Source organism: Bacillus sp. T-10(2022), assembly GCF_056502895.1.
Window position 1 is genome coordinate 2,443,663 of the sequence record NZ_CP113518.1, and the last position, 17,028, is coordinate 2,460,690.

17 protein-coding genes are annotated in these 17,028 nt (G+C 31.2%); 16 read left to right on the forward strand and 1 reads right to left on the reverse strand.

The features are described from left to right. The first annotated feature begins 65 nt into the window (after nt 1-65). The 7 genes from OSJ91_RS11935 to OSJ91_RS11965 all read left to right on the forward strand — a co-directional run bounded on the left by OSJ91_RS11935 (nt 66) and on the right by OSJ91_RS11965 (nt 6,520). Nucleotides 66-506: a hypothetical protein gene (locus tag OSJ91_RS11935; protein WP_485891664.1), complete on the forward strand. Its 441-nt coding sequence runs from the start codon at nt 66-68 to the stop codon at nt 504-506. A gap of 368 nt (nt 507-874) precedes the next feature. Further along, a complete protein-coding gene (locus tag OSJ91_RS11940) occupies nt 875-1,264 on the forward strand; it encodes a hypothetical protein (protein WP_331261896.1) in 390 nt (129 codons plus the stop codon). Nucleotides 1,265-1,646: 382 nt separating this feature from the next. Further along, nucleotides 1,647-2,933 (forward strand): histidine--tRNA ligase, encoded by a 1,287-nt coding sequence (locus OSJ91_RS11945; protein WP_485891665.1) that lies wholly within the window; start codon nt 1,647-1,649, stop codon nt 2,931-2,933. Between the two features lie 366 nt (nt 2,934-3,299). Next, nucleotides 3,300-3,839: an RNA polymerase sigma factor gene (locus OSJ91_RS11950; RefSeq protein ID WP_485891666.1), complete on the forward strand. Its 540-nt coding sequence runs from the start codon at nt 3,300-3,302 to the stop codon at nt 3,837-3,839. Further along, the gene (spoIIP, locus tag OSJ91_RS11955) at nt 3,829-4,761 is read left to right on the forward strand and encodes a stage II sporulation protein P (RefSeq protein WP_485891667.1); all 933 of its coding nucleotides are present in this window, start codon (nt 3,829-3,831) and stop codon (nt 4,759-4,761) included. Before OSJ91_RS11950 ends, spoIIP begins: the two co-directional genes overlap by 11 nt. Before the next feature lie 356 nt (nt 4,762-5,117). Continuing rightward, nucleotides 5,118-5,609 (forward strand): RNA polymerase sigma factor, encoded by a 492-nt coding sequence (locus tag OSJ91_RS11960; protein WP_485891668.1) that lies wholly within the window; start codon nt 5,118-5,120, stop codon nt 5,607-5,609. Continuing rightward, a complete protein-coding gene (locus OSJ91_RS11965) occupies nt 5,609-6,520 on the forward strand; it encodes a sigma factor regulator N-terminal domain-containing protein (protein WP_485891669.1) in 912 nt (303 codons plus the stop codon). Before OSJ91_RS11960 ends, OSJ91_RS11965 begins: the two co-directional genes overlap by 1 nt. Before the next feature lie 224 nt (nt 6,521-6,744). On the opposite strand, the gene OSJ91_RS11970 is transcribed toward OSJ91_RS11965, so the two are convergent. Then, a complete protein-coding gene (locus OSJ91_RS11970; RefSeq protein ID WP_485891670.1) occupies nt 6,745-7,161 on the reverse strand; it encodes a hypothetical protein in 417 nt (138 codons plus the stop codon). Nucleotides 7,162-7,398: 237 nt separating this feature from the next. On the opposite strand from OSJ91_RS11970, the gene OSJ91_RS11975 reads away from it, so the two are divergent. From OSJ91_RS11975 to OSJ91_RS12015, 9 genes are all read left to right on the forward strand, one after another. Continuing rightward, a complete protein-coding gene (locus OSJ91_RS11975) occupies nt 7,399-8,172 on the forward strand; it encodes a GNAT family N-acetyltransferase (protein ID WP_485891671.1) in 774 nt (257 codons plus the stop codon). A gap of 199 nt (nt 8,173-8,371) precedes the next feature. Continuing rightward, on the forward strand, nt 8,372-8,809 hold the full coding sequence (locus OSJ91_RS11980) for a hypothetical protein (RefSeq protein WP_485891672.1): 438 nt from the start codon (nt 8,372-8,374) through the stop codon (nt 8,807-8,809). Between the two features lie 61 nt (nt 8,810-8,870). Further along, the gene (locus tag OSJ91_RS11985; protein ID WP_063591536.1) at nt 8,871-9,281 is read left to right on the forward strand and encodes a hypothetical protein; all 411 of its coding nucleotides are present in this window, start codon (nt 8,871-8,873) and stop codon (nt 9,279-9,281) included. A 188-nt stretch (nt 9,282-9,469) separates the two neighbouring features. After that, entirely contained in the window at nt 9,470-9,814 is a 345-nt protein-coding gene (locus OSJ91_RS11990; RefSeq protein ID WP_485891673.1) for a YolD-like family protein, read from the forward strand. 83 nt (nt 9,815-9,897) lie between these two features. Further along, entirely contained in the window at nt 9,898-10,164 is a 267-nt protein-coding gene (locus tag OSJ91_RS11995; RefSeq protein ID WP_485891674.1) for a hypothetical protein, read from the forward strand. Nucleotides 10,165-11,329: 1,165 nt separating this feature from the next. Continuing rightward, entirely contained in the window at nt 11,330-12,118 is a 789-nt protein-coding gene (locus OSJ91_RS12000) for a Hachiman antiphage defense system protein HamA (RefSeq protein ID WP_485891675.1), read from the forward strand. Further along, a complete protein-coding gene (locus tag OSJ91_RS12005; protein ID WP_485891676.1) occupies nt 12,115-15,126 on the forward strand; it encodes a DEAD/DEAH box helicase in 3,012 nt (1,003 codons plus the stop codon). Before OSJ91_RS12000 ends, OSJ91_RS12005 begins: the two co-directional genes overlap by 4 nt. Before the next feature lie 392 nt (nt 15,127-15,518). Continuing rightward, a complete protein-coding gene (locus OSJ91_RS12010) occupies nt 15,519-16,028 on the forward strand; it encodes a hypothetical protein (protein ID WP_485891677.1) in 510 nt (169 codons plus the stop codon). Nucleotides 16,029-16,031: 3 nt separating this feature from the next. Beyond that, entirely contained in the window at nt 16,032-16,988 is a 957-nt protein-coding gene (locus OSJ91_RS12015; RefSeq protein WP_485891678.1) for a Kiwa anti-phage protein KwaB-like domain-containing protein, read from the forward strand. Nucleotides 16,989-17,028: the final 40 nt, after the last annotated feature.

Consider the following 17,028-nt stretch of genomic DNA (forward strand, 5'->3'; position numbering starts at 1 on the left):
AAGGTATTCCGAATTAACTGGAGAATTTGTTATAAAAGCTTAAATTTAAATGAGAGGCATAGATAATGGGTAATTATCCAAGAAAAGGACTAAGGTTAAGAAGTGAAGCAGGTGTACATCCAGAAGTAAGAAGTGTCTGTATCAATTTTTGTAAATGGCTAAGAACACAAATGGAATTCCCTGTTCGGGTCGTTATCTATCTCAAAAAAGACTATCAAATCAAGAATCGTACGACAAAACAAATGGTTAAAGCAACATTTTTCGCACCCTATGATAAAAATGTTGAACCTTTTATTCGTATTGCAACGGGAGATTATAGCGAATTGATTGAGGAAAGAGGGAAAAAGGATGCTTTATATGCGATGTTAGATAGCATTGCACACGAAATTATCCATTACCAACTATGGCTAGAAAACAGGGAATTGAATGAGGAAGAAGCAGAAGAAGAAGGGTATAAACTTGTTGATTCGTATGCGGAAACCATTAGCTCTATTTTAGATTTTTAAATCAACATACTGTGCGGAAAGGAGGACTTTACAATGGGCTGTCTAATGTGTGGAAGTTTAGAAAATGAAGGGAAATGGATTTGTAATAAATGTGACCATAAAACTATTAAGGAGTTGAAGAAAGATGAAGAAAATTAAAATGAAGGGCAGGTCTGGGCACGTGATTTAACTTAGTGGAGAAGGTATTTTCGGTATTTTCTCTTACTTATACTACAAAGGATATAAAAGAGTATAACCGTTTAGTACGAAAAAACTAAGTTAATCATTTTCATTAGCTTGTAGAACTAAAGGGGCAGGATAGTTCAATAAGACGATTGGGAAATGAAGTATAATTTAAATAGTCAAATTAAGAAATGAGTGATAATGAAGTGGATTTTAATGAATTGATGCAAGAGAAAGGATATATTTATTTGGAAAAAATAATAGAACACAAAGAAAATTCATTACGATTGCTTATTAATAGAAGCACGATTAACATTGATTTACCTATGGTGCAATTAGAATTTGAATCATATATTTCATATTCTGTTATCGATGAATGTTTTTCATATTCTATAGATAACTCTGAGATATCAAAAGGAGAGCTATTTCGGATATATACGAAGTCAAGGTATTTGGATTTTATAAAAATAGCCACGAATGAACGAGAAGATTTATGTCCCTCTGAAAATTATATCCATTATCAGTTTCCCTGCTTAAATCACACGATTGATGTTATTTCTTGTGAAGAACCAAAAGTAACCGTGGTAACAGGTTAAACTAACCTATTTGAATCCTTTTCTTGTTGAACTAACGGATGCGTTAGTTGATGATCAGAGCTGCCGTTAAGAAGACAGCTTTTTCTTTGGAACTAACGGGACAGTTTAGTTGAAGAAGCAATAATTAAGAAATTAAATAAATAATGGAAAAAAACTTTTTATTGTGATACATTAAATGGAAATACGAGGTGGGTAAAATGCTGTCATTTTTGAATAATTTTTTCCTGTCACAATTACATCATTATAACAAGTAGTCTTGCTATTCGATTTTTAAAAATCGTATATAGGAAGGCTATTTATAATTGAACCGCATTGATTAAGTTTAAGAACTTAAATCTTTTGCGGTTTTTTATTTTAAACAAACAAGTGGAGGTAAAAAAAGATGAAAAAGATGGATTATCAAAATGTAAAGGGAACACAAGATTATTTACCACAAGCAGAAGTAGTAAGAAGCAATATTAGGAGAACATTAGAAGATGTTTTTATCCAATATGGGTGCAAACCTCTAGAAACCCCAATTTTAAATTACACAGAATTGCTGGCATCTAAGTATGGAGGGGGTGCTGAAATTTTAGAGGAAATGTATACATTAACAGACAGAGGGGAAAGAGATTTGGCATTGAGATACGACCTAACGATCCCATTTGCCAAGGTAGTTGCAATGAATCCAACAATGAGGATGCCTTTTAAAAGGTACGAAATAGGTAAAGTATTCAGGGACGGTCCTATAAAAACTGGAAGGTTCCGTGAGTTTACTCAATGTGACGTTGATATTGTGGGAGTTAAATCTCAAATAGCTGAAGCAGAATTAATGATTATGGCATTGGATTCATTCCGCAAACTCGATTTAAAGGTAATAATTCAATATAACAATCGAAAATTATTAACTGGAATGCTTCAAGTGTTTGAAACTTCAGATGAAAAAATTAATAAAGTAGTATTAATACTTGATAAACTTGAAAAAGTTGGATTAGAAGCTGTATCTTCGGAGCTTACTGAACAGGGGCTGCTGCCTTCAACAGTACAATTAATTAAACAGTTTTTGATCGATAAAAATAATACAAGTTATAGCTACTTTGAACCATTTTCTGTACAAAGCGAACAGGTTAAACAAGGTTTAGAAGAATTAAAAGAACTAGAAACATATTTGGAATTCCTTGGTGTTAATAACCAATGTATATTTAATCCATTTTTAGCAAGAGGCTTGGAGATCTATACGGGTACTATTTATGAAATTTTCACATCTGATAAAACAATTAAGTCAAGCATTGGGAGTGGGGGAAGATATGACAATGCTATCGGTGGACTTATCGGAACAAATGAGAACTTTTCTACAGTTGGAATATCATTTGGTTTAGATGTTATTTATACTGCTTTGAATACATCGAAGGAAAAAATCTTAGAAAATCCTACTGTGGATTTTTATGTAATCCCAATAAATACTCAAAAAGAATCATTTTTAGTGGCAAGATATCTACGAAATAAAGGCTACAACGTTGAGTTTGAAATGGGGAACAAAAAGATTGGGAAAGCCTTAGATAAGGCAAACAAGGAGAATTTTCGTAACGTTATCATTATTGGGGAAGATGAAGTGAAAAATAATCAATTTAAAATCAAAGATATGTTCTCTGGCGAAGAAAGAATTGAATCTTTTGTTTTTAATAAATGATGAATAGAAAATTTCTTCTTTAACTAAACCAGCTAAAAAGCTTCAGTGTGTTCTTCAGCAATCGGGCTCGATTCTTTAATAAGAATCGCTTTGCTTAATGAACTAACGGGGCGTTAGCTGAAGATCGGAGCTGTCTTTAAGGCAGCTTTTTCTTTTTGCAACTAACTGGGCAGGTTAGTTCATTAAGGGGTATGGAATGGTTTGTTACTAATATATTTATTTCCCCGAATTCATTCAACGCGATGTACACTTATAATAACTAATTCCTAAATAACTCAAAATTAATATTCTTTTTGTTTTTTAAAATTGAAACTTTTTGGATTCTTATTCGATTAATAAATGAACATAAAAAAAGGAGGGGTATTATTGCTTGATAAAGATAAGTTAGACGAAAGTATCGAGAAAATATATAACAGGTATTATCGTGATGTCTATAAGTTCTTAATTTGTTTTACCGGAAATCAAAACGATGCTGAAGACTTAACCCAAGATGTATTTATACGGTTACTCATATCTCAATCTAAATTTAACAAGCAATGTACATTAAAAACGTGGATTCTTTCTATAGCAAAACACGCAGCAATTGATCACCACAGAAAAAAAAGGTTTTATTCTGTATTTAAAGACAGCTTTTTTAAACAACTTGTTTCAAATCGGAAAATTCCTGATGAGATTCTTCAAGATAATGAACGTACAAAAATTTTACAAGAGGCTATACAATCATTAAAACCTATGCATAGAAGCATCGTTATTCTAAGGGGAATAAATGAATTTTCCATTAAGGAAACCGCAGCAATATTGGAATGTAATGAAACAAAAATCAAGGTTGATTACCATAGAGCCTTAAAGGTATTAAGAAAGAAACTTAATGTTTCCATAGAGGAGGTTTTCGAGAATGCAAAATGATAATGAAATCTTTGAAGGAATTAAACACTCCCCCGATTTAAATCCAAGATCAGAATTTATAGATGATACAAGACAACTACTAATTAAAAAAGCTAACCGAATAAGCAAAGTAAGTAAAATAAAGAAACTTTCTTATTATTGGTCTGTAGCTATTGCTACAGTGGCTGTGATTGCTTGGACTTCCTTTTTTGGAGGTAATCAGTACATTGTAAAGTCTTATCATAATGTAATGTCTGCATTTCCTGAAAATAATGTGGAAAGCACAACTGCTTCAAATAAAAATCCTTCAGTATTTATTTACCACACCCATACCACGGAATCCTTTACGCCGGAACTTGAAAATAAAAACCTAGATCAAGCATACGATGAGAATAAAAATATTACGATGGTAGGTGCAGAACTAACTAATGAATTAAAGAAAAAAAATATTAATGTATTACACAGCACCACGGATTTTGACAAAATAGTTCGTAACCGTGATTTAGATTATTCAAATATATACGATATTTCAGGGGAAGAAGTACAAACTGTTCTCGATAAAAATAAGAATTTAAAATTAATTATAGATATTCACAGAGATACTCAACTAAAAAAGGCTACAACCATTAGAATAGATGGAAAAGATGTAGCCAGTGTGTCTTTTGTTGTCTCGGAAAACAGCCCTAACTTTAAAGAAAACCGAAAAATCGCCAATCTCTTTCATCAAAAATTAGAAAAGAAGTATCCGGGACTTTCTAGGGGAGTCTTACTGAAAACATCACAAACAAGAAATCCTTATAAACAAAAATTTTATAATCAAGACTTATTTGCGAACTCACTCCTCCTTCAAATTGGAGGGGTAGAAAATACAATTGAGGAAGAAAATAGGAGCGTTGAATTAATAGCAGAAGTTATAGATGAGCTACTAGTTGAACTTGATTAATAAAAATTTCACATAAGAATAACACCCGGCCATACCTTGTATATTTAATCATTTTTTCATTTCAACTCTAAAATAAGTCCTATGGAACTAACGGGTACGTTAACTGAAGATCGGAGCTGTCTTTAAGGCAGCTTTTTCTTTATGGAACTAACAGGGCAGGTTAGTTCCATAAGAGGTATTTTCAAATAGGTAAAAATATTACTTTATAGATAATTAATTTGTTCCGTTTTGTTTTAGAAGTACAGATCCCTCTTGTGGTGGGAGGTTACCAATTCATAAATAATTAAAATTTATTTCATCTAAGTGTATACATCTAATATCACTCATTCGTTGTATAAGTATAAGGAGGACACAAGATGAAAAAAGAAAATGCATTAACCTCCAACCTTATCAATTTAGGAGAGGAAGTGTTCAAGCTATTACTAGCGAGAGGAGCCAAAAAAGAAGATGCAGAGGATATAATTCAAAACACCTACTACAAAATTTACACGCTATTGGATAAATTAACAGAAAGCAATATACGTCCTTGGTTTTTTAGAGTATCACTTAATCAATATATTGATTTGAAAAGGAAAAAGGAGCAGCAGAACATTTACTTAACTGAGGAAATTTATTCAAAGCTATCACATATCGATTGCGATTTTGATACGGTTTTAAATAAAGAAGAGATTTATTATTTATTAAAAGACATAAAAAAGGAATACAAAGAAATTTTCTTTCTAAAGTATTACTATGATTTTTCATATGAAGAAATTGCAACCATTTTGGATATTCAAGTAGACAGTGTAAAGCAAAAATTATATCGTGCACGTAAATTTATTCACTCAAAAATAGGAGGACAACATTGATGGAATCTTCGTTAAATGATGCTTTAAAAAAGGCTAAACGAAAACATCTTCTAAAAATTATCATCACTTCAATTATTGTAGTACTAATTCTCTTACCTATCTTTTATAAAACAGGTAACTACTTTGCAGCGAAAAGCTCTACAAAACTTCACGAAAGGCTTTTTTCACATAATGCCATTGCTGAACCTAATATTCATATCGACTCTCAAGTAACAAGTAGTTCATCGATGTTTGGGGGTAACATTATTACAAACCGTTCTAAGAATATTAATGGTTATGTAGTTCAATGGAGCACTCTTACAAGTTCATATGATTGGTTTCGGGCCAATATTGACACGAACGAATTAGTACCAGGATCTCATTGGTCTGATACAGAATCCTATGAGTATGATAAACAGACAAAGAGTAAATCAGCAACATTTTATCATCCATCCATAAAAAAATACTATGATGGTGTACAAAATGAATTAGGGGAAGTTTCGGAAATGGAGAACCACGTTGCAGAAGTTGCCATTTCCTTTGATAAACCATACACGTTACAGGAAATACAAACAAAAATTCCTGATAATTTAAACATCGTATGGTTGTATATGGCTTCTCCAATTGGGGATGAAAGCAAGGGGCCAGCTGGTATGCCAGTTTATGGGTTTGAACTTTCCGACAACCCTAAAGCATCATATTCAAGCTTTGTCGATAGCCTTAAAGAGTATGATTCAAATGGGAATGATGAAACAATTCAAGAATTTTTAAAAGTAAATAAAAATAAGCAGTTCGGTGAAGTGAAAATTTTGGGGGTAATGCTCACTGGAAAAACAAACAATTTCAAAGCCTTAGAGAATCAAGATTTTATCCGCGGTGCTTCAGTAGGTGCAACTGCACAAATCGTTCCTTATATTAAACCTGAAAAATAAATATGCAAGAGACCCAATAAAAATTATGTTCTTAATTAACTAAATGGAGAAAGTTTAAGCTTAAGACTGCTAATTAGCAGTCTTTTTACAGGTGTGTTAGCTGAAGATCGGAGCTGCCTTTAAGGCAGCTTTTACTTATGGAACTAACGGGGCAGGTTAGTTCAACAAGAAAATTGACTCATAAATTTCAAATTAGACGAAAATTGCGACAAAAAGAAGTACAATTAATCAGCAGTAAATTTAGTTAATTCATCAAATTCTTTACCAGAGACATACCGATGGTTATAGGAAATTACACTATATTTACTATATTTCTCACCCGGTATACGAATAGTCATACGAATTAACTTATAGGGTGGGTTAAGTGGTCCTTCAAATCCAATTACTCGTAATGACACATCATATGAATCATTTTGAATATGTCTTGTGATTTTTTCAATTCTACTAAAAGTGAATAGCTGGGAATCACCGTGTTTTTCCATAATTTCAAGTATGGTGGTTACGCCCAGATATCTTAGAAAAGCTAATTCCATTATTGAAGGTGGTTGGTTTTGAGGGATTGTTTCTGTTGTGGTTTTTGCTTCACTAACACTATTGTACGAAATGAAAAGGATAAGAAATAATATAGCTGTTTTTCTCATTATTAAGTCTCCTTGTTAATTATTATCTTATTTTTTTACAAGAAGATAGGTTTTATTCATAAAACTTTTATCGCACAGTTCGAAGAAAATACCAATAAAAGAGAAGGTGCTTGTTCAACTAACGGGGCAGGTTAGTTCATTAAGAATTTAATATATAATAGATTTTAAAGACACAAATGATTTTCCTAAGGGAAGTACAACAATTATGAGGAATAACAAAAAAAAGGAGAACAGTGTATGAATAATGAATTTGAAAAGGCCATAAATTTACTAGAAAATAAGGATAAAGAAACATATCCAACATTTGCATACTCTGTATTAAATAATTATATTCCTGGCCAGGTATATATGGATGAATTGAAGAAAACAGTTTTAATTGGAACTGATTCAGGTATTTTTGTTGTTGGTGGAGACGAAATGGACAATGGTCTTGATAGCATATTTTTAGAAATTTTTAATAGTAGAAAAAATGACAATAAGCGATTCACTTTGTTTTCTCCATCAAAAGAATGGGATCAAGTTATAAATAGGTTGTTTGAAAATGAGTTAAGACAAATGCATAGATATTCTTTTCATTTTAATAAGGATACATATTCAACAATAAAAAAGGGGAAATCACCCAATGATTTTATTGTAAAGAGAATAGATGAAAAAATAATTACTGAAAGTCTTGAATTTAATGAATCTTATTATAATGAATATTGGGGTTCGGTATCAAATTTTCTTGAGAATGGTTTTGGTTATTGTTTGCTACATAATGATACCGTTGTAAGTGAATGTACATCTATATTTAGTTCATCACAATTTGCTGAAATTGATATTGTAACTAAAAATAAGTATAGAGGAATGGGCTTAGCTCAAAATGTTGCAGAGATATTCATTGAACATTGTATTGAAAGAAATTTGAAACCCAATTGGGATTGTAATGTTAATAATTTTGCGTCGATAAAGCTGGCTGAAAGATTAGGATTCGAAAATCCAATGGAATATTCAGTATTTGTTAGAAAGTAAAAAATCCTTATTTCGCTAACGGGTGTGTTAGTTCATTAATAGGGGTTGCTGCGGCAGCCTTTTTCTTATGGCACTAACGGTGCAGTATAGTTCCATAAGGTTTCATTCCTTTTTGGGTTAATTTAGCAACAAGTGAATTGAAACATCATTGATTCGGGAAACGTATAAGAAGAAACTATAAAAAAGGAATTGAAGGAAATTGGCACAGTATTTCTCTTTACTAATCTTGTCATTTGTAATGCTTGTGGGGATGTCGGCTTATTTTTGGCATTTTTATAAATTGAAAAAGAAAAACAGAGATTCGTATAAGATACCGATCAAGGACATTCTTGGAGTCGCCTTTTTATTTCTCCTATCAGGGACCCTATTTGTTTATTCTTTGTTAGACCTGCCTAACGTTTTAGCTGATAAGACGAAACAATATAAAGGGGATTGTGAGATCGCCATATTCGATATTACAAGAGGGGGACATACAGAGGCGAACTTTGGAAAACATAGCATTATGTTTCCTAAGAATTATCAGGGTGTAGAAGAAGGAAACTACTATTGTGAAGCGGAGTATTATCCACAAACTGAACAAGGAAAGTCATTGAGAGTTTATAAGTCAAAAGGCGGAAAACTATTAAATGAAAAATAGTGTCCCTTCATCAACTAACAGGTGCTTTAGTTAAAGAAGGAATAACAAGGAGTGAGTGGAAATGAGTTTGGCTTCCTATATTGGGTGTAATATAGAAATACCGATTAATGATGATGAATATTCAGATGAATTTCTTTATATTGGCGGTTGTTTTGCCGGTGAGTTTGAATTGCTAAATGTAAAGGAATATCAGTTTACTACTCCTTACGTTTATGAAGTATCAAGTCATTGGGGAATTGAGATTTCAAAATATATGAACCCAAGAACGTGTGCCGAATCGAAGAAGAAGCTAATAGAACTATGTGAAATTATGGACAGTTACCTTGAAAAAGGTGATTTTTTTGAACTGTATAGTTGTTGGGTAGGGGAAGAAGATGAAAAGCGAGATGGTGAGATAACCCTCCAAATCAATAACTTTGATATTGACCAGATTGAAATTCCCGAAAAAACGTTAGTTAGATTTGAAAAATGAATTTTCTTAATCAACTAACGGGTGCGTTAGTTCCATAGGCATAAAGGAAGACCACAATAAGTGGTCTTTTATTATTTGTTCAAAAATCAACATTTCTCTAGCCCGAACTTATTTGGGGAAGGAATTTTTTTTGTCTTTTATAAGAACGCTAGTTCGTATATAATGGATGTAAAAGAGGGATCTTTCTGATGAGTACAATTCGAGATAGAGGGTTCGTTAAATGGCAAGCAGCGTTGATTATGCCAGAACATAAAGTTTTAGATAAAAAAATTGGTGAGGTTGATTACTTCCTTAATAAAAAACCTGTCCTTGATGAATACCAGGTTGAAGAGTTTGAAAACAACATTCATTATGCGATGGAATATCATTTACGGCTAAGTTTTACATTGCATAACGAGGGAAGTCCATATGATTTGCACGGGTATTGTGTGTACATACATCCTGTCAAGAAAGAGTTACGTATTCAGAAGAAAGATAGTTCTTTTGAGTATATTCAATTTAATGAGATTATTGATGTGATTGTAGAGGATTAAAAAAAGCCAACCTTAAAATTCAGGAGGGCTTTGTAGTGTTTGAAGAATAAACAAAAAAGGCAGATAGATTTAGGAGTATACAAATGGAGATTCAGATTGAGGTTCAAATGTTTGCGAAAAGTGCTAAGTTCTTACAGTCTGGTAGTTGTTCAGTAATAAAAACTGACTTTAGAAAAGAACCGGATTGGACTGCTGCTATATCAGCTTATGAGTGGATACAAAAGATAAAAAACTCTGTTCGTTATCCAGACGACTTTCAAATTGTTAGTGTTGTTTACAACGGAGAAAATGACATTACAGATTTAGTAAGAAAGGTAAGCCCTATAATAAAAGATGATTTACCTTTTTAAAAATAATCAACTAAAAAAATGAATTTAGGAACCTCTTTAGAGGTTCTCAGAGTGTAGACAAACCCCTTTTCCCAAAGAATTGTTGGAGAAAAAGGGGTTTTTTTATCTTTTAATTAGCATATTTAGTTGTAAATTTGAAAGAAGGACACAATATATTGTTGCTAAACTATTTATAAAAAACAGCTTTTGACTTTGTCGACAGCCTGGGAACCTCTTAAGAGGTTCTTTTTTTGTATCTTATACAATGTTCAAATTGTTTTCGGGTATTTTATGGTAAAATATAGGTAATTATTTGGGGGTGTAAATGAAAATTTTACTTAGGATATCGCTAGTCTTTATGTGTGCGTTGTTTTTGATTCCTGCAAGTGAAGATTGGACAACTGGGAAACCCTCTTGTGAATTATGATGAAAATGGAAATGTAGTAGATAAATTAGTAGATAAATCTAATTGAATCTCTTAAGAGGTTCTCTTTTTACTTACGTTAGTGGCTGCGTGTTTCTTCTTTTTCATCAACGAATTTCTTATATTTTGTGGCTGTATCCGGGCATAACAAAGCTGAACTATCTAAATATTTGCCCAAATCCTCATTCATTCGATAGCTGTACACGCCCCTTTCCAACCGTTTGCGAAAGAATCGACCAGCTCTTGCTTTAAAGCTTCGAGAAATTTAATAAAGTAGCTCTTACAACACCATTTTTTTAATTAGTAGAAAGAAATATGCTTCTATGAATCATTACTCTTTATCTTACCTAAAACTACACTAAAATACTGTTTATATACTCCAAATGTACTGGGGGATAAGTGTTCTTTAGCATAATGTGCGAATAAAAAATTCAGAAATTCTATTTTTTCTAAATCGAAATTACCAATTTTAATTACTCTTCTAAAACTTTTAGTTGAATTTTACTACAAAAAAGATTAGCAGGTAGTTATTTGTTTGGTATAATTGGTAATTAATACATAAAACTAAAAAATGAAATTTCTTAGGACAAGGTGATGCAGAGAATTTATGGTATTATATAGAACATAAATAAGACTTAAGAACTAATTTCTGTAAATGAATAAAGAACCAGAATATTGTTTTACCTAGTATCACTAGAGTTTTTTTAAAAACATATGGATAAATTATCTTTTATTGTATAGGAAAATAGTTTTTTTGAGGATGTGTTTAATATCAATTTATTATCCCATTTTGCTGTCGAGAAGGATCAGTTTATACTACTAAAACTTGATCATAGTGAACTCGATAGTTTTTTGTCTAAACTTCCAACTAATTTTCGAAAATGCTATGTACGTGATACACATTTAATAAAGAATGTTGAAACGTTTAAAAAAGATTATAGCTCTATATTAAAGGATTATTATTTACCCGATCCAGGTAATGTTATGTCAGGTGAATTTGGTGAAATACTCTCATATTTCTTACTTCAAGAATATTATCTTCCAAAGAAATTAAAAGGCCCAAAAAAATGGTTATGGAAAGATGATCGTAATATGGCTGTCCAGAAGACTGATGTAATGCTCTTTCACAAAGAAAAGGAGCCATCCAATGAAGACGTTCTAGTCTCTGCGGAAATCAAAGCAAAGGCAACTAAAAATAAGACATATGATCCAATTCATAATGCAGTTAGTGGTGCATATGATGATTATGTTAGAAGGTTAGCTGTTTCATTAAACTGGTTAGAGGCTAAATACGTTAAAGAAAACAAAGTTAATACCTTAAAGTATTTGGAAAGATTCCAAGACCCTGTAACATTTGGTGAGTATAAGAAACACTTCAAAGCAATCATTGTAATAGATGATAACCTAATAGAAGATGAAATAGCTCGTGAAAGAGAACTTATAGAATTTGATGCAGACTTTGAAATTATTCTTGTATCAATAAAGGATTTAAAGAACGCTTATGAAACAACATATAAAAATATTCTTGTATCAGGTAGTGATATTTTATGATTAACGAAACATTAAGATTATGGATTGCCCAATCAGAATCCTGGCATTCGTTTACGGACTTTAAATTACCAATTGAAAATCAAGCTGATTATACTTTCTTAAAAAGGCCAGAAGATTTTTACATTTCCCTATTCAGTAAAATGCTGAAAAAACTAAATAACGAGGATTTTTCAGTAGAGGATAAACTCGAGCTTTTTGCTCTCGCAAAAGGTTTAGAGATATACTCATTAAAAGGTACTTCAAGCAATTTTGTTGGAGTTAACTTAGCTAAAAATATGTTATATGTTAGTTCATTGTATTATTTATCTGATTATACTGCTTCAGCCTTTATTTTAGCAAAATTGTTTTCTATCGAAGCATATCAAAATAATATAGACGTTTTTATTTCTTCATTTCTACGAAGAGAACTTTCGGAAAATAACGTATATTCTGCATACGTTAGAAGATATTTAGATAATGGTAACGAAAAACTCTTAATAGAACTAAGGTTCTTACTTTCCGAAAAAGAAGAATATTATTTAGTTAATGACCCCGATTTATTTATTTCCTATAGAATAGCTTCTATTTTATTATCTAATTTTATGAATAATAATATTTGGAAAGATTTAAAAGATAATACAGATACATTAAGTATAAATTTAGCGGAATTTATTGAAAGTGGACTTGAAAAAATTCCACCTGTATGGAATCTTTTTCCTTCACAAAGAAAAGCTTTATCGAGCGGAATTTTAAAATCAAAAAAGGGTTTTTCCCTACAAATGCCAACAAGTGCAGGAAAAACAGCAATCTGTGAATTAATGATTTATGACCATTTACAAAAGAATAGAGGGGCAAAGGTATTATTTCTTGCTCCTTTTCGTGCATTAGCCTCTGAATTAAAAAACGGATTTAGTAAACGATTGGCTGAGTTAAATATATCGTCTAAGGCAATATATGGGGGAAATACTCCAACTGAAGACGAGAAAGAAAATATTAAAAATGTAGATGTACTAATCTCTACACCTGAGAAATTCATAGCAATCGAAAGTATATTACCCGATGTTTATAATATGTTCTCTTTAATAATATGTGACGAAGGTCATCTAATTGACGATTCAAATCGAGGATTAAGTTATGAACTTTTACTATCAAAATTCAAATCCTCAGATGATTTTAACCGTAGGCGTTTTATCTTTTTATCAGCAATAATTCCAAATATAGAAGAAATTAATGAGTGGTTAGATGGGGATTCGGATACATTAATTACTTCTGAATATAGACCAACACAATTAGAATATGCATTTTTAGAAGAAATGAGTAATAAAAACGGCTATTTACTGAACGTAAATCCGCTTGATCATTACCCATATAAATATCAATTATATAATTTTTTAACAAAAAGTGATTTTCAATATATTAATACTAAAACTAATAAAAAAAATACCTATCGCTTTACTTCTAAAAAGAGCAAGTCGGTTTCAACTTCTTTAAAGTCTATAATCACAGGAACCGTGGCATTATTTTCTCCTCAAAAAAAAGGAAATAGTGGTGTACAAGGTTTAGCTGAAGAAGCAATTAAGCAAATTACAACATTGGCTTTGCCAAATCCACTAGATTACTCAAATATAGAAAAAGTTATAAAGCTAGAAGAGTATTTTAATAAAATTTTTGGAACTGAATATTTACTTAGTAAATTAGTTAAATATGGGGTGGTATTTCATCACGGTGATTTACCCCAAGATGTACGGGAGGTAATAGAAGAATCGTTACGTAACTCGGATATCAGATTTGTGATATGTACGAATACTCTAGCAGAGGGTGTAAATCTTCCAATAAAAGTTATTGTCATACACTCAACTAAACGTTTTAATATCGAAAGGAAAGAGTGGGTAGGTTTAAAATATAGAGATTTAAAAAATTTAGTTGGCAGAGCTGGCAGAGCTGGAAAAGAAACAAAGGGGTTAGTAATTGTAGTAGATAATGCCGATCAAAATTTAATGAGAAATGTTATTAGTAATCAAAAAAACGAAAAAGCTAATGGCTACCTTTATCATATTATTGAAGAAATAGCTAGGAATATTCAAAACAGCCGATTAGTAATAGATAACGATTTTTTAGAGAAAAAAAGTGAACCATTTCTCAATTTAATTGATTCAATAGATACTTCTCTAATAAACCTTCTTTCAGAAGAAATTGAAGTAGAGGAACTAGACACTCAAATTAGTATCTTAATTAATAATACCTTTGCGTATTATCAATCGACTGATACGGAAAAAAAAACTCTGGAAAATTTATTTCTTCATAGGGGACAAAAAATAAAAAAATATATAGCAACAAATGAGTTTGTCACCATTAAAAGAAGTAATTCAAATATTAGGGTATATGAAAATACTGTAGATTTGCTTGATTTAGACAATGACATATGGATAAACACTGACAGTCCATTATCAGAGCCGTGGATTAACCACATATTAAATATTGTTTTAAATTTACCACAGGTAGACTATGTAATTAATGAGTTTAACGAAAGAAATACTGTTGTCCTAGATAAAGACTATATACAAAAGATAATAATGTTGTGGATAGAAGGTAAATGGTACGGGGAAATAGCAAATGCATTGAAGTTGGATATTGAGTTACTTTTATTAATCTTTTCAAGTATTATTAGTTCAAATTTGCAAATGTATATATCTAAAGTAATTAGAATTGCCAGTTACCTATTAGAAGAGAATAATAAAGACATATCCAAAGTGATTCGAGATTGGTCAAATTATGTAAGTTATGGATTAAGTAATAAAACCGAACTAGACTTGATGGAAATAGGTATTACAGATAGAGAAGTAATAATTAATCTTAATGATTTGATACAGAAGAATAATATGAATTATTTGTCATTGAAGCATTTAAGAAAGACGATTCAAAATGATAAAGATAATATAACTAAACAGCTTAAAACTGTGTTAACAGCTATATCTTATGAACGATTTTTAGAAAATCTTAAGACTTTAAATAACCGTAATATTTTATAATTAAATTAAAGGTTCGAATAAATAGATATTTCGAAGAAAAAACAAGTGAAACTTACTCTTATTTTAAATAAGTCCATATTTATAAACATCGGTTTTCCTTTGTATAAATTGGGTGTTTAATGCAAAGTAGATAATAATTCAAAATGGTGAAGAATACCAAAGTGCAAGAATTGATATTCTTCTTTCCAGTTTCCCAAAACATTGTTAACTGTTTATTTTATTTCGGTAAAGTGGATATAAAGATAATAAGACTTTCGGTATAGAACTCATCTAGGTATACATAACACCGTTTTTTACACTTATACACATCAAAAGCTCCTTTGTCGTAAAACATTCACTGTAAATAAATTCTAAGGTTTTAATAAAAAAATAAAATATAAAGGACGAGTAATTTGTTAAATAAATGGATAAAACTCATTCTGTTTCTTAGCTCCTATTCCCCACTTTTTTTCATCTTTGCACTTCAAAATCCATTTGAACATTCTTCAATTAAATGGATACTTTTAGGAATAGGAATCTTGTCAATTGTTGCCCTTTACCTTGTGATTAAACACGCACAAGCTAATCACGGAAATTTTGCATTAATAAGTCAAGTTACTCAAAAAGATGGGGAATCAATGAGTTATATTGTTACGTACCTTGTTCCTTTTTTGGCGATTGATTTTAAAAACATACAAACTACCTTATCTCTATTCATAGTTTTCGGAATATTGGCTATTATTTATATAAATTCAAATCTTATCTTTACTAACCCAATCCTAAACATTTTTCGCTACCATATCTATGAAATTCAAATAGATAACAGCAGAACCATAATGCTCATTACAAAGAAAAGCCAATTAATGCATAACGAAACAATTGAAGTCAAACAGTTAGACAATGATATTTATTTAGGGGGATAAAAGATGCAAGATGTAGCAAATAACTTAGCTAATATTTTGGAAACAGATCATAAAATTAGCATCTATTTGGTGGGTATTAGAGGTGAATCAATTGAGTATCGAAAACTAAACATAAAAAAGCAATTAGCTGCCGACTTTAAAAGTATGGCATCTATTTACCTTAACGGTTTTATTGAAGGAATTAGAAACGAAGAGGCAAAAGTAATTGACTATGACCCGGGCTATAAAAAAGAATCATTTGAATGGGAGAAAATAAAATTAGAGGAAAAAGAGTACGAAAAAATTAAGACACGAATTGACACAATGCCAGCGATTACAAACACGGCTGTCCTCGAACTCTCAGACGACCGTTTTATAAAGTCCATTTCTTACTATGTACTTCAAATCGAAACAGATAAAGGTAAGAGCATTAAACTGTTCCGTAAATTCCTACACGGCAAAGAGTTAACCAAACCAAAAGGGCTTAAAGCAGTTTTTAATAACGGTGCTTATGATACACTGGAAGAAAAAGTCCTTGTGTTTGATGACAAATTCGATTGCCTGGAATATGATAATCATTTATATATCAATGCCACAACTTACTTCCATTATATGTTTCAGTTTTATGAAGAATTATCCAAAAAGGCACAAGGTATCATAGATCATATAGTCACGAAAATCCCCATCGAAAACGTCCAAGAATTGAAGAAGATGTGTTCAACACAGCCTGCAATGCTGTCAAAGATATACAGCATTTCAAGGAAGGATTATTTTGACTCAATCACTCTTGATAGAATACAAGAAACTATAGATGCATTTCATATTGAAGTTTCCATTGAAAATGAAAAAATCGTTTTCACAAAAGAAAAAAAGTGGGAAGTTTTAAGGCTTTTAAATGAGGACTACCTTGATAGTATGATGACAGGCAATCGTTTTGTTGTAAACTCAAAACAAGGACTAGCAGGTGTAACTGGAGCATAATTAATATATTCAATTTCTAGTTGAATATACTAATGATATA

Excerpts from the sequence above, each read along its gene's own strand:
- OSJ91_RS11990 (WP_485891673.1), top strand. The coding sequence starts at position 9,470 with ATGAGTACAATTCGAGATAGAGGGTTCGTTAAATGGCAAGCAGCGTTG.
- OSJ91_RS12015 (WP_485891678.1), top strand. The coding sequence starts at position 16,032 with ATGCAAGATGTAGCAAATAACTTAGCTAATATTTTGGAAACAGATCAT.
- OSJ91_RS11975 (WP_485891671.1), top strand. The coding sequence starts at position 7,399 with ATGAATAATGAATTTGAAAAGGCCATAAATTTACTAGAAAATAAGGAT.
- OSJ91_RS11960 (WP_485891668.1), top strand. The coding sequence starts at position 5,118 with ATGAAAAAAGAAAATGCATTAACCTCCAACCTTATCAATTTAGGAGAG.
- OSJ91_RS11935 (WP_485891664.1), top strand. The coding sequence starts at position 66 with ATGGGTAATTATCCAAGAAAAGGACTAAGGTTAAGAAGTGAAGCAGGT.
- OSJ91_RS11970 (WP_485891670.1), bottom strand. The coding sequence starts at position 7,161 with ATGAGAAAAACAGCTATATTATTTCTTATCCTTTTCATTTCGTACAAT.
- spoIIP (WP_485891667.1), top strand. The coding sequence starts at position 3,829 with ATGCAAAATGATAATGAAATCTTTGAAGGAATTAAACACTCCCCCGAT.
- OSJ91_RS11965 (WP_485891669.1), top strand. The coding sequence starts at position 5,609 with ATGGAATCTTCGTTAAATGATGCTTTAAAAAAGGCTAAACGAAAACAT.
- OSJ91_RS11945 (WP_485891665.1), top strand. The coding sequence starts at position 1,647 with ATGAAAAAGATGGATTATCAAAATGTAAAGGGAACACAAGATTATTTA.
- OSJ91_RS11995 (WP_485891674.1), top strand. The coding sequence starts at position 9,898 with ATGGAGATTCAGATTGAGGTTCAAATGTTTGCGAAAAGTGCTAAGTTC.
- OSJ91_RS11985 (WP_063591536.1), top strand. The coding sequence starts at position 8,871 with ATGAGTTTGGCTTCCTATATTGGGTGTAATATAGAAATACCGATTAAT.
- OSJ91_RS12005 (WP_485891676.1), top strand. The coding sequence starts at position 12,115 with ATGATTAACGAAACATTAAGATTATGGATTGCCCAATCAGAATCCTGG.